The sequence below is a fragment of the Flavobacterium denitrificans DSM 15936 genome, from assembly GCF_000425445.1.
Taxonomy (GTDB): domain Bacteria; phylum Bacteroidota; class Bacteroidia; order Flavobacteriales; family Flavobacteriaceae; genus Flavobacterium; species Flavobacterium denitrificans.
On sequence record NZ_AUDL01000008.1, the window covers coordinates 354,924 to 367,455 of the forward strand.

Genomic DNA, 12,532 nt, shown 5'->3' on the forward strand with positions numbered 1-12,532 from the left:
ACAATGGTGAGAACAAATTTCGTATAAAATAACATGCCATTTTTACATTTATGCTAAATTATTTAAACAATCTACCTGAATTCTCATACTAGATAGAAAACGAGTCCGTTAAAAAGAAGTTTCAAATCGCAACTTTGTCGATATTTATCAGAAGGACGAAAATTAGATGAGTAAAATATTCTATTTTTGGAAAAAATTAAAACAGGCCTCAGTCTGCAAATAAATAGCCGTTGAAAAAACTTTTTGCGTTTTTATTGTTTTGGAGTTATGCTTCACAGTATGCACAAACCGTTCGAAAATATTCGAATGAGTTTATGAATATTGGTGTTGATGCTTCAGCATTAGCAATGTCGAGTGCGGTTGTAGCTTCTACAGACGATGTGAATGCAGTTTACTGGAATCCTGCAGGATTAACGCATCTTGAAGATCATCAAATTTCACTAATGCATGCAAATTATTTTGCCAATATTGCGCAGTACGACTATATAGGCTATGCTAGTCCAATTGATGACAGAAGTGCTTGGGGAATTTCGATGATTCGTTTTGGTGTTGACGATATTATGGACACCACACAATTAATCGACAACCAAGGAAATATCGATTATAATAGAATCAGCTTGTTCTCGACGGCAGATTATGGTTTTACATTTTCTTACGCAAGAAAACTCCCTGTTGAAGGTTTTCAATATGGCGTAAATGCAAAAGTGATTCGAAGAATTATTGGAAAATTTGCCAATTCTTGGGGGTTTGGTTTTGATTTCGGCTTGCAATTTGAGCGAAATGACTGGAAATTCGGATTGATGCTTCGCGACATTACGACCACTTATAATATCTGGAATATTGACGAAGAAGAATATGCTAAAATCGCCAATGCAATTCCGGGAGAAAACAACGAATTGCCCGAAAGTACTGAGATAACTTTGCCAAAAGCACAATTGGGAGTTTCACGACGATTTGATTTTCATAATGACTACAGTCTTATGACAGCTGTAAATTTGAACATGCGTTTTGAGCAAACAAATGACATTATTTCTTCAAAAGCGGTAAGTATTGATCCTGCAATTGGTTTTGAATTTGGTTATACCGATCTTGTTTTCTTGAGAGCAGGCGCTGGAAACTTTCAAAATGTAATGCAATTGGACAATACTGAAAAAGTGAATTTCCAACCCAATATTGGTCTTGGTTTTAGATACAAAGGCATTCAGGTTGATTATGCTTTAACTGATTTAGGAAATCAAAGCACTGCTTTGTATTCGAATATTTTTTCCCTAAAAGTCGATTTAGGTATCTTTAGATAATTTTTACAACTCAATAAAACTTCTTAAAAATTTTAAATTATGAAAAATGTCCTTTTCAAAAAAACACTTTTTTGTTTACTATTCTTAATGAGTTTCATTGGCTACAGCCAAAATTTGCCATTATCAAAAGATGCCAAAATTAGCGTTCTAACTTGCGGACTTGGAAACGAAACTTATTCTTATTTTGGTCATACAGCCATTCGTGTTGCCGATCCTTCAAACAACATTGATCTGGTTTACAATTATGGTGCGTTTGATTTTAGAACACCAAATTTTGTAGCCAAATTTGCAAAAGGTGATTTACAATATTTTGTAATTACTCATCCATTTATTGATTTTATGAATGAATATAATTACGAGAAGAGAAGTGTTTTTGAGCAAGAATTGATTATCTCACAAGATTCAAAACAAAAGATTTTTGACAATTTGAATGCTACTTTGCTTTCTGAAGATCGTTACTATACTTATAAATTTATTGATAAAAATTGTACTTCGATGGTTGTCGATATTATCAATAAAAGTTTAAATGGAAATGTAATAACAAAAAAAAGAGATACTGACAAAACGTATCGTTCGATATTATTCCCCTATTTTGACGGACATTTTTATGATAAACTTGGAACCAGCATTATTTTTGGAACCAAAGTAGATCAATTGGGAACAAAAATATTTCTTCCTTTTGAATTAAAAAGCAGTTTAGAGAAAACTACTTTTCAAGGACATCCTTTGGCAGAAAAAAGTCAAACATTATTGAGTTTTGAGAAAGAAACACCTTCATCGTGGTGGAATAATGTTTATACTTATATCATAATATTGGGCTTTGTAATCTTGGCAAAAAACAAAGTGGTTGACAAGATCTATCTTTTGATTTTATCGTTAATGGGAGTCTTTTTTGTGGCTGTTGGATTTTATTCTTTTCACCACGAATTGGCGATGAATTATAATGTTCTTTTGTTTAGTCCGCTGTTGTTGATTTTGCTTGTTTTCTCAATTCTGAAAAACAAAAGATGGACGTATCGATTTGCCGTTTTACATTTACTTTTTTTATTGGCCTATACATTATTCCTAATCAACAAAGCGCACTTTTTTATCGTTTTGCCAATGATTATTACCAGCGGATTTGTTTTAGTAAGAGTAGCCATCAGAAACAAAAAACGTATTCCGATTATTATCTAAGTTATTGTCCACGGTAAAACAAAACTGTTGTTATGGTTTTGAATGTAATACTTAAATCAAGAAAAACGCTTCTGTGCTTGATATAGTACAAATCATATTGAAGTTTTATCAAACTCTCGTCTATAGATTCTCCATAAGAATAATTTACCTGAGCCCAACCGGTTAATCCAGGTTTGATTACGTGTCGTGTTTCATAAAATGGCATAATTTTGGCAATTTCAGCAACAAAATAAGGACGTTCAGGACGAGGACCAATCACACCCATATCGCCAATCAAAACATTGAAAAACTGTGGCAGTTCATCTAATCTAGATTTTCGCATAAATTTCCCAAATGGCGTAACTCTTCGATCATTTGATTGTGCAAAAGGGCCATTTACATCAGTATTTTCGATCATGGTTCTAAATTTATAAATCTTGAATACTTCACCATTTTTACCCACTCGTTCTTGCGTATAAAATAAGCTTCCATTATTTGCAATAAGATTTCCAATAAAAATAAACGGAATAAAAACAAAACAAAAGACCAACCCAATAAAAGAAAGAACAAATTCTATTAAACGAATTAATATCAAATATAACTTATTACTGTTGCTTCGGCTAAATGGGAAAAAGCGATAAAAATCTCGTTCTATATAATGAACCGGAATGCGCTGTGTTTTGCTTTCATAAACATGCGTATATTCTTTAATAATATTTCCTGATTCTAATAAATGAAGTAATTGCTGGTACAAATCAGCTGTAATTCCATCTGTTTTTTGCGCTGCAATTACGATTTCTGAAACATTGTGATGAAGTACAAAATTTTCCAAATCATGCTTCTTAATTTCCTTCACATAATTAAACTCATTGTTTTCATCGAAAGTTGAATCAGAATTTACAAAACCAATTATATTATAATGCGGGTCAACGTTTTCAAGTCCCGTAACCAATCCTTCAGCCTGGCTTCTCTCACATATTAAAACAACGTTCTGCGAAAAGCGATGGGATGCTAAAAAAACCGCATAAAAAATTCTCCAAAACAATAAAATCAAGAGTACTACAAAATAAAAAAACAAAATGACTAAACGTTTTTTGGGAAGTTCTGGAGATAAAATAGGAGTAAACAAATATAGTATTACAGAACTTGTTACCGTCAATATAACACTTCGAAGTATTTGAATTTGATTGCTTGAAACCTGAAGGTTATACATTTCAAATATAACTCCAAAGATAAAGATATAAGCAAAAAGCAGAATTGGTCGGTAAAAATAATGCCAGTCTAATATGTAGTAGCTATTATCAAAAAAGAAGTGCAGTAGGTATAAGCCAGTGAAAACAAAAACAGCATCAAAAAAGCGCAATAATATTTTCCTTTCCGAAATCTCGAAATGCATTTTTTTTCGTGCCATAATAGGTTGTAAGTTTTAAAGTTGGGGACTTTTCTTCAACGCAAATGTATTATAAAAATTATAATTTAACTGTCAGATTTTGTTGCTTTTTCAGGAAATACAATTCGAACAGAGAGCAATGACAAAGCATAAACAAATGCAGGTGCCGCAATTCGCATGGCGGCATGATTTATGGTCAGAAGCCAGAAAAGATAAAAAGATATGCAATAGAGATGTTGTCTATTATTTATAAAAAAAATTAATGGTGTTATAAGTAATATCAAAAGTCCTAAAACGCCAAACATACCATGTTCAGCAAGCATTCTGGTTATTTCATTGTGTGAGGCAATTACGGTTCCAGATTCTTTTCGTATTTCTTTCCCCATTCCTGCCCCTACTCCTAATATCGGATTATCTAAAAAAAGCTTTATTTCAGAATCCATAATTCCTTCTCGTCCACTTAAAACGCTTTTCTTTTCTCGCCCTAAAGCATCTTTGTTTGCATAGCGTTTTTCTATCAATCCACTGGTCTGAATCGAACTATAAGTCCAAATTGCTATTCCCATTAAACCCGTCAAAATAAGGACCAAACCAAATTTTGCTTTTCCTTTTCCTTTTGTAAAAAAATATAAAAAAACCAATAAACACAAGATCATCACTACTCCAGTTATAATTCCTCCTCTTGAAAAAGTAACAATCCCACGATAACTAATAAATACAAGCAGAAATCCATTTAAAGCCATTTCTTTTATAGACTTTGAAAACAATATTAGCTGTGTAAAAAAAATAAAAATTCCTAAGCCTAAAACTGTCGCAACTTGATTTGGCCCAAATCCACCTGAGGTTTCAAAATTAGATCCAGTACTTCTAACCACATCTTTCACGCTTGGATTATATAAAAACAAATAAACAGTTGTTGTCACAATTGGCAATCCCATCATGGAAAGAGTATTTTGCAATTGCGAAAGCTCAATTCTCCTGGAGTACATATAAATCGAACAAATCCCTAAACAAACCGGCCCTGAAAGATTAAAAAACAACATTTTCTTGACATCAATATCATATCCTACAGCTGTTGATGTAATTAGAATAGATGGAACAAGCAAAATCAAGAAAAACCAATAAATAAATGAAGCTGGCGAAAAACTACTATAAATCATGCCCACAAACATGAAAAAAATAAGGCTAAATTTCACATACTCATTATTAAAATTACCTCCAGTCATTCGCAAAAAAACTTCAATACCTACTAAATAGGCACAAACAAGTAACACTTCATTATTTTTGTTTTTTGTTTTAATTATATAATAAAGACCAAAAGCAGGAATTATAAAAGCATACAATTTTGAAAGTATTGGCAAAACAAAAATTGCCAATGCAATACAAGCGTGAATTATAACAAGTAAAGGATATAAAAGTTTGGTATTTTTCATTAATAGTTTAATTGATAAACCGAGATTAGTTTTTCTATAATAACATCTTCTGAATAGTTTTCCAAAACAAACTGTTTTAAATTATTACCCATTTTTTCTCTGAGTGAAGCATTTTCAATCATCCTCAACATTTGTTCACTAGTTTCGTTTATTGAAAATGGATTAAATAACAATCCTGAAATTTCATTTTTAATAACAAAAGGGCAATACCCTTTATTTGTAGAAACGACTGCCAAGCCTTGCAAACCATATTCCAACAATGTGACAGGAAAACCTTCCTCCGTGGAAGATAGAACACCAATAGAACACTGAGAAAGAATATGCTTAATATCATTTTGTTCCCCATACAAAAATATGTGTTCTGCCAGAGAATTGGACGCAATAAAATCTTTTAAAACATCAGAATAAGAATCAAAGTAATCTTTACCTATCAAATGCAAACTCCAGTTTTGTTCCTTCAATTTTAAATCTAAAAATACTTTAAGAATCAAAATGTGATTTTTTGGGTCTTTTAAATTAGCCAAAAACACAATTCTTTTGTTATTTACACCTTTTAATGTTGTTAATGACTCAGAAATATTATGCTCCGAAGCAAAATTAGGAATAAAAATTATGTTCTTACATTTCATGTTTTTTTTACTCCAATCTTTTAATTGAAGATTAACGACCAAAATAGAAGAAAAAAATACTGAAAGAAAAATTAAAACTTTATTCTCTTTGAATGATTCATTTGCTCTTTTCCCATAATGATTATGCCAAATAATTTTTATTTTAGGCAAAGTCAGTTTTACAATTACAGCTATAAAAAATGATGAACTGTGTGCATGTATGATCTTTATTTTATTTTTAGTAATATATTTCCTTAATCGAAAAATCGCCATAATATCAATCTGTCTTTTTTTCTGTAAAAAAAGATATTCGACACCCAAACCTAACTGCTGTTTCAAAGCGCCTTCTTTCCTTGTAGCGACCAACCCAGAAAACTCAATTTTACTCGCCAATGCATTGGCATAATTTACTGCCATACGTTCAGCCCCACCAGCATCTAGGGAATCAATAATTTGTACAATTCTCATTGTTTACAGTAAATTTTTAATCTCTTTCTCAAAAAAATCTGTCGTATAAAGTTGCGACCAATCTTGTGCTAATTTACTTTTTACCGAAAAAAAATCCTGTTTATCAAGCACTTCAAGAAGCTGAGTAAAATCTTTTTCTAAATCCATTTCTAGTAAAACACCTCTATTTCCAAAATCAAGCATAAAAGGAACACAGGAAACCTTTGTCGCAATAGGTACGCATCCCCAAAACATACCTTCGGCAATTGCTTTTGGCCAACCTTCACTTTTAGATGGCAATATTACAAAATGACTTTTTTGATAGGCTTTTTTAATTGTTTCTCTATCTTGATTTCCATGTAAAACAATAAAATCTCCTAATTTATTTTCTTTAATGTATAAATCGAGATTATCTTTTTGCATACCATTCCCATACAAATTCAAGTGTGCTTTTTTCCCGCTTTCAATTAGCTTTTGAACTAATTTGATAGCGTAAAGAGGATTTTTACCAACAACTAAACTTCCAACGAAAATAAATTCTATTATTTCATTTGATTTATTCTCTGCAAAAACTTCTTTTTCTTTTTCAGAATAAGTTGCAGTAAAAAATGGCTTTATGTTTTTAGACTTATTTTTCCAATCTCCATAAACCAAAACTTGCATATTTCGAGTTAAAAAAGTATTATTTAAAATCCATTTTTGCAATCTATAGGATAAAGGCTGTTTACTTTCAGGATCCCAATTGCCTGCATATTTAGCGGTTTTCTTTTTATTAGGAAAAAAGATTTGCACTACACACCCCAACAAACCAACATTCCCAGGGCAACGCAAATGAATATGATCGGCATGATACATTGCTTTAAAAAGAATGCAAATATTAGCAAAAGTCAAGAAAAATGTTTTTGCGATTTCTTTTAATGACTTAAGATTATTATCAAACAACTTATAATGTTCATTAATCGAAAAAGGAATTTCAGAAATAAGTAGCCCATTGTCTGTTTTCCACACTGGACAACAAAAAGTCAAATTAACATAATTTGACCATACGACTAACTCTTTCACATATGGACTATATGCAAATGCTTTGTCATCTTTATAAATGATGGGAGCGTTCGTAACAACTAAAAATTTCATTAAATATAACCTTTAGAACCTTTTTGAGAAATTAAAACCGCCGGAACTCCTAATACAATTGAGTTCTCAGAAAATGATTCTTTCACCATTGAACATGCTCCAACTACAACATTATTCCCTAAAATAATTTTGCCTGCTATAACTGAATTTGCTCCAACATACACTTCATTTCCTAAAATAGGTGTTCCTCGATTCTCATCAATCCCAGAAACTCCAATTGTTACTCCTTGAGAAATATTACAATTATCCCCAATTACAACATTTGAATTGATAATAATCCCGCCAAAATGACCAATGTAAAATGAATGTCCAATTTTTGCAGCATAAGGAATAGAAATACCTGTAAAAATTTCAACGTTTTTCTGCCAGAACAAAATGAAAGCTAACAAAGGAAATCTAACTAATTTCCATTTTACTTTAGTGTGAACAAAATTTGCAATTCTATATTGAAAAACAGCCCAAAAACCTTGTGTAAGAAATACGATGCTAAAAAAATGACCACCATATTTCTGATACTTTTTATAATCTGAAGCTATTAATTGAAATACATTCATTGAATTACTATTTTTTTTTCATCAAAATTGTGAGGCGCATACAACTAAACAAAACTGAATCTAATGTTTTTAGAATCGTTCCAATCTTGCTGATGCCATTTTAGTCCAATTTCATTTTTCCTTTTACCAGAAATTGGTAAGATATTTACGAAAGCGACCCACTTTGATTTACCTAGCAGTCCTCTTCTTTCAACAATATTAAACGATTTCTGAAACAAATAAAATGTTTTTTTTTGTGAATGGCTATTCCCAAGCAGCATCAGATTGAAAAGATCTGTATAATGTTCTTAAAATCTAACAGGGTAACTCGTTTCAAGCGGATCGTAGCTAATAATTTCTCCACCTATGGCTAATTTTTCATTTAATTTATCAATTAAAATTGATGTATTTTAAAAATGGTGTAATACTCCGTACGCATAAATTAGATCAAAATCTTTTGAAGTAAATTCATCAGAAAGGAAATCAATTGCTTTAGCTTCTGCATTCGGCAAATGTTTGATTCTTTCACTCAATTTTGAAATAGCGACGTCACTTAAATCGATCCCTAAATATTCCTTTGCATTTTCTGCTAAATACATTGACCAATAATTCCCAGAAAAACAACCTAAATCTAATATCTTTTTCGAAGATAAGTCACCAAACCATTCTTTATGCAAAACATATGATTGATCTTGAACTCCAATATTTTTCTTGATTCGGTTTAAAAGTCCATTTCTGATTTTCGACCAAACACTAGTAGCAAAATTTTTCTTTTTATGATTATAAAATTCTTTCTGCTTTATATTCGTTTCTAAAATTGTCTCTTTTGTTTTCATTTTTCAATTTTTGGTTTATCAAATAATAAACTCCACCAACCTATTGTTCTTCCCATCGCTTCAGTAAAAGCTTCTTTTTTGTTATTGCCTGAAAATGTATTAGTAAATCTGATTATAGTCAACAAAATAGTTATGACATTCCATTTAAAACGATCTTTAAAATTCGGTTTCGGATTTTTAACTCTCCAAACGTACCAGCCGTTCCTTACCACCATTTTTCCATATTTGTACTGATTTGGTCGCCCTGAAGGGTCATGAAAATGGCTTAATTTAGCTTTGGTATTAATTACATTCTTACCAAACTGCAAAGCTCTTAAACTAAAATCTGCATCTTCATATAAACCATAACCTTCAAAGAATTTAGAAAATTTTATTTCTTCAAATACGGTTTTTCTAAAAGACATTGACATTCCAATCAATAAATCAACTTCATAGATTTCACCAGTCATTGGAAAACCACAAGTTCGTCCATGAGAATAATTTGGCATTTTTCCTGGCCCTAAATTGGAAGATAATCCCAAATAATTTCTGACAATATTTCTTAATCCTTCAGGATAAAAATAGTCTTCAAACAAATAATATTTTTTAGTCTTGTAATGGACATTAGCTTTTTGAGGTTTCCATTTATTTTCATTTATAGCTACACCTCCAACTCCTATTATGTCCTTATTATCTTGAAATGTTTTAATTATTTCCTCAAAATAATCTGGTTCTAAAACAGTATCATCATCTAAAAAGCATACGACCTCACTATTGCTATTAACTTTTTTAATTCCAAAATTCCTCTGTTTGGTAAGTCCTCGACCGGCATCATCAACTAAAAAATATTTTAAATTTTCGAATTGATTTTCTCTTAAAACTGTTTCCGTTTTATTGTTTAAAGACCCATCGACAATTAAAATCTCGTCAGGATAAGCGCTTTGTAATCGAACCGATTGTAATAGTTTTAGCAATGGCTCAGGGCGCATATATGTACAAATGATTAAGGAAAATTTCATATATTATTTGTGTCTAATTCCTAAATCGTTTAATTTTTTAGCATAAAAAAGCGATTTTTTAAACTGAAGATTTTTGTACGGAATTCGTAAAAACCGATATATGAAACCTTTTTTTGATCCTTTAAAAAGATATAAGAAAAAATACTTGTATTTATATTCTAATACTTGCTGTTTAGAAAAATGCTTTACTATGCCGTACATGATAGTTGGACTTGGTACTGGACGAATATTTTTTACTGGAACATCTAATTCCCAAGGTTGTGTTTTTCTTTTTTTCCCTAAAACACTAGCTTGCTTGCCCCAAAATCGATATCCCCCCATAGGTGGTTTCAAATGAAGATTAGGCGAAAATGGGTTATGAAGAACAATTTGTCCTAATTTAAATAATGACAATCCAAAATCGCTGTCTTCTCCGTAACCGCCATCAAAATTAATGTCGTTGCCAACCAATTTTCTAACGTATTCTGTTTTTACACAAGAATTTGCATTACTGAAATTTGGAGTCGCTCCAACTTTCCATCTACTATTTTGGACTTTTTTAAGCTTATTTTGTAAATCAGCCAGATTTTGCTGTTGATTATCTGCCTGAATATCCAAACCATTACATGCACTAACTTTATAAGTCTGCAATATTTTAATGTGATTTTCTATAAAATTAGGAAATACTCGAACATCATCATCTCCAAAAACAATATAATCTCCTGTACATAATTCAATCGCTTCATTTCTTGCGCGACAACTTCCTTTGGTTTCTTGCCATTTAACAATTAATTCAAAAGGAAAATCTTCTCTTTGATACATTTTTTCATCTCTTGCATTTTCTGGAGTTGCATCAACAATAACGACCTGAGAAAGCGGATATGTCTGAACTGCTAAATCGTGTAGCAACTGCAAGGTAAAATCTTGACGCATCATTGTAGGAATAATGTAACTTACAGTTGGTTCTCCTTCAATTGGTAATAATTCACGAGGAGCTATTACAGGTTTATTCGGCGATTGCTTGAAATTTTTTTTTGCATAAAAAAAAGCGTTCCACTCATTCCATTTCCAAAACCCTTCTCTATATAACATATAAATAGAATGATCTATTTTGAAGTTTTTTCTGAAGAAAACATATCTGTCTTTTGCTGAAATTTTAATCTCTTCATTCAAATTTTGCTTAAAAAGCCCTTTGACATATAATGGAACTGCTGCAGAATTACGCAACGCATTATAGCCAAAATCTAGTGCCTGCAATTGAACATTTTGATAATCGGTATCAAACCCATTCAATTGGTCCCAAACCGATTTACGCACAGCAAATTGATTTGGATTGATTCTCCAGCTTACACTTTCGTCAAGATCATCAAAATCATTTATAAACATAAAAAAAACGGCAGTTTGATATACAAGTTCAGGAAAAGCATTTTTGTATCCTTGCTCGAACGAACTATGCCAAATATCACCTCCACCACTTGCTAAAATTTCAAGCTTAGCAAAATTTGGCTCTCCATTATAAAGTATAATTTCTCCGTTAGTTGTAATGAATTCCTTTAACTGCATTTTTATCTGAATTATACTTTTATCTGTTTATAAAAATCAATATTTTTTTTAGCCAAAACCTCTATATCAAAAAATTCTTCAATTTTTTTTCGAGCTTGTTTTCCTACTTTCATACATAAATTTTCATCTTCTAAAAAATCAATTATTCGTTCTGCATATAAAACATGATCTTTAGGATTTACTAAAAAACCACTTTTTCCATCATCGATCACTTCATTTGCCCAACCAATATTTGAAGCAACAATAGGTTTCTCTAATGCCATTGCTTCAAGCCAAGAAACAGGAAAAGCCTCAGCAAAAGAAGGGAAAACACATACTCTTGATTGCTGAACTTTTACTTTTATTCCATCATAAGGAACGCTTCCTAAATATTCCACATTTTTCAAAGCACATTCTGAAAAGAGTTTTTGCATCATTCCCCAAGTTGAAGCATTTCCCGAAATAATATCTGGAACATCTTTACCAATTAAAATTAATTTAGCATTTGGATTTTTCTCTAAAACCTTATTAAAAATTAAAGGCAATTCTAAAAGTCCTTTTTTCCTTATTAAACTTCCAAAATATAGTATGGTTTGGTCTGTATCAGTATTTTCACTGTCATTTTGAAACAATTTCGAATTAATAGGATTCGGAATAATTGCGAATTTCTTATTCAATCCAAAAACTGAATTAGTTTTATCCGCTGTGAATTGACTCACTGAAAGTAATACATCAGCATTTTTTAAAGCTCTTTTTTCATGAAATTTATTTTTCCATTTTACGGGACGATCATCCAAATGACAGAAATAAGCATCAGAGCCATGCAATCGTATAATAATTGGGCATTTATTTGGATTAATAAACGACGTAATTCCCGTCCAATCTGGCGCTTCAACTAAATCAATTTTTTTATTAGAATATAATTCATTTATAATTCTTTCCAATTTCTTTCTGGTAAACCACCACGACAATCCTTTAATTTTTACATTTTTTATTTGCTGAATTAAAACACCATTATCATCAAATAAAGCATCTTCTTTTTGTGCATAAACGAGAACTCGAACTGAAACTCCCTGTGCCAAAAGCCCAATTGCTAAATTCTTGATACTTGTTCCAATACCACCTGAATTGCCAGTTTTCGCATGGGGATATTCTGGCGTTAAAAAAGCTATTTTCATC

Annotated in this window: 11 protein-coding genes; 2 read left to right on the forward strand and 9 right to left on the reverse strand. The window is 31.3% G+C overall.

The window, feature by feature from the left end; genetic code table 11:
• Positions 1 to 230 precede the first annotated feature (230 nt).
• Both H600_RS0105135 and H600_RS0105140 read left to right on the forward strand, forming a co-directional pair.
• Complete coding sequence (locus H600_RS0105135) at positions 231 to 1,298, forward strand: putative type IX sorting system protein PorV2 (protein ID WP_483413840.1); 1,068 nt, start codon at positions 231 to 233, stop codon at positions 1,296 to 1,298.
• 39 nt (positions 1,299 to 1,337) lie between these two features.
• Positions 1,338 to 2,474, forward strand: a complete 1,137-nt coding sequence (locus tag H600_RS0105140; RefSeq protein ID WP_035108378.1) for a lipoprotein N-acyltransferase Lnb domain-containing protein — start codon at positions 1,338 to 1,340, stop codon at positions 2,472 to 2,474.
• Position 2,475: 1 nt separating this feature from the next.
• On the opposite strand, the gene H600_RS0105145 is transcribed toward H600_RS0105140, so the two are convergent.
• The 9 genes from H600_RS0105145 to H600_RS0105185 form a co-directional block, all read right to left on the reverse strand.
• Positions 2,476 to 3,867, reverse strand: coding sequence for a sugar transferase (locus H600_RS0105145; RefSeq protein ID WP_026727790.1), 1,392 nt, complete (start codon positions 3,865 to 3,867; stop codon positions 2,476 to 2,478).
• Between the two features lie 62 nt (positions 3,868 to 3,929).
• Positions 3,930 to 5,276, reverse strand: coding sequence for an O-antigen ligase family protein (locus tag H600_RS0105150; RefSeq protein ID WP_026727791.1), 1,347 nt, complete (start codon positions 5,274 to 5,276; stop codon positions 3,930 to 3,932).
• The gene (locus tag H600_RS0105155; protein WP_026727792.1) at positions 5,276 to 6,352 is read right to left on the reverse strand and encodes a glycosyltransferase family 4 protein; all 1,077 of its coding nucleotides are present in this window, start codon (positions 6,350 to 6,352) and stop codon (positions 5,276 to 5,278) included. The genes H600_RS0105150 and H600_RS0105155 overlap by 1 nt, the downstream gene beginning before the upstream one ends.
• Before the next feature lie 3 nt (positions 6,353 to 6,355).
• Positions 6,356 to 7,465 carry a glycosyltransferase family 4 protein gene (locus H600_RS0105160; RefSeq protein WP_026727793.1) on the reverse strand — a complete coding sequence of 370 codons (1,110 nt, stop codon included), beginning with the start codon at positions 7,463 to 7,465 and terminating at the stop codon, positions 6,356 to 6,358.
• Positions 7,465 to 8,019: a serine O-acetyltransferase gene (locus tag H600_RS0105165; RefSeq protein WP_026727794.1), complete on the reverse strand. Its 555-nt coding sequence runs from the start codon at positions 8,017 to 8,019 to the stop codon at positions 7,465 to 7,467. The genes H600_RS0105160 and H600_RS0105165 overlap by 1 nt, the downstream gene beginning before the upstream one ends.
• Positions 8,020 to 8,408: 389 nt before the next feature.
• Positions 8,409 to 8,834, reverse strand: a complete 426-nt coding sequence (locus H600_RS23160; RefSeq protein WP_245176540.1) for a class I SAM-dependent methyltransferase — start codon at positions 8,832 to 8,834, stop codon at positions 8,409 to 8,411.
• Positions 8,831 to 9,832: a glycosyltransferase family 2 protein gene (locus H600_RS0105175; protein WP_026727795.1), complete on the reverse strand. Its 1,002-nt coding sequence runs from the start codon at positions 9,830 to 9,832 to the stop codon at positions 8,831 to 8,833. The genes H600_RS23160 and H600_RS0105175 overlap by 4 nt, the downstream gene beginning before the upstream one ends.
• A gap of 3 nt (positions 9,833 to 9,835) precedes the next feature.
• Positions 9,836 to 11,374, reverse strand: coding sequence for a glycosyltransferase family 2 protein (locus tag H600_RS0105180; protein WP_026727796.1), 1,539 nt, complete (start codon positions 11,372 to 11,374; stop codon positions 9,836 to 9,838).
• Positions 11,375 to 11,385: 11 nt separating this feature from the next.
• Positions 11,386 to 12,531 carry a glycosyltransferase family 4 protein gene (locus H600_RS0105185; RefSeq protein ID WP_026727797.1) on the reverse strand — a complete coding sequence of 382 codons (1,146 nt, stop codon included), beginning with the start codon at positions 12,529 to 12,531 and terminating at the stop codon, positions 11,386 to 11,388.
• Position 12,532 lies beyond the last annotated feature (1 nt).

What these genes read in the sequence shown, in the direction of transcription:
- H600_RS0105160 (WP_026727793.1), bottom strand. Translation starts at nt 7,465, where the DNA reads ATGAAATTTTTAGTTGTTACGAACGCTCCCATCATTTATAAAGATGAC.
- H600_RS0105185 (WP_026727797.1), bottom strand. Translation starts at nt 12,531, where the DNA reads ATGAAAATAGCTTTTTTAACGCCAGAATATCCCCATGCGAAAACTGGC.
- H600_RS0105180 (WP_026727796.1), bottom strand. Translation starts at nt 11,374, where the DNA reads ATGCAGTTAAAGGAATTCATTACAACTAACGGAGAAATTATACTTTAT.
- H600_RS0105175 (WP_026727795.1), bottom strand. Translation starts at nt 9,832, where the DNA reads ATGAAATTTTCCTTAATCATTTGTACATATATGCGCCCTGAGCCATTG.
- H600_RS0105150 (WP_026727791.1), bottom strand. Translation starts at nt 5,276, where the DNA reads ATGAAAAATACCAAACTTTTATATCCTTTACTTGTTATAATTCACGCT.
- H600_RS0105155 (WP_026727792.1), bottom strand. Translation starts at nt 6,352, where the DNA reads ATGAGAATTGTACAAATTATTGATTCCCTAGATGCTGGTGGGGCTGAA.
- H600_RS0105140 (WP_035108378.1), top strand. Translation starts at nt 1,338, where the DNA reads ATGAAAAATGTCCTTTTCAAAAAAACACTTTTTTGTTTACTATTCTTA.
- H600_RS0105165 (WP_026727794.1), bottom strand. Translation starts at nt 8,019, where the DNA reads ATGAATGTATTTCAATTAATAGCTTCAGATTATAAAAAGTATCAGAAA.
- H600_RS23160 (WP_245176540.1), bottom strand. Translation starts at nt 8,834, where the DNA reads ATGAAAACAAAAGAGACAATTTTAGAAACGAATATAAAGCAGAAAGAA.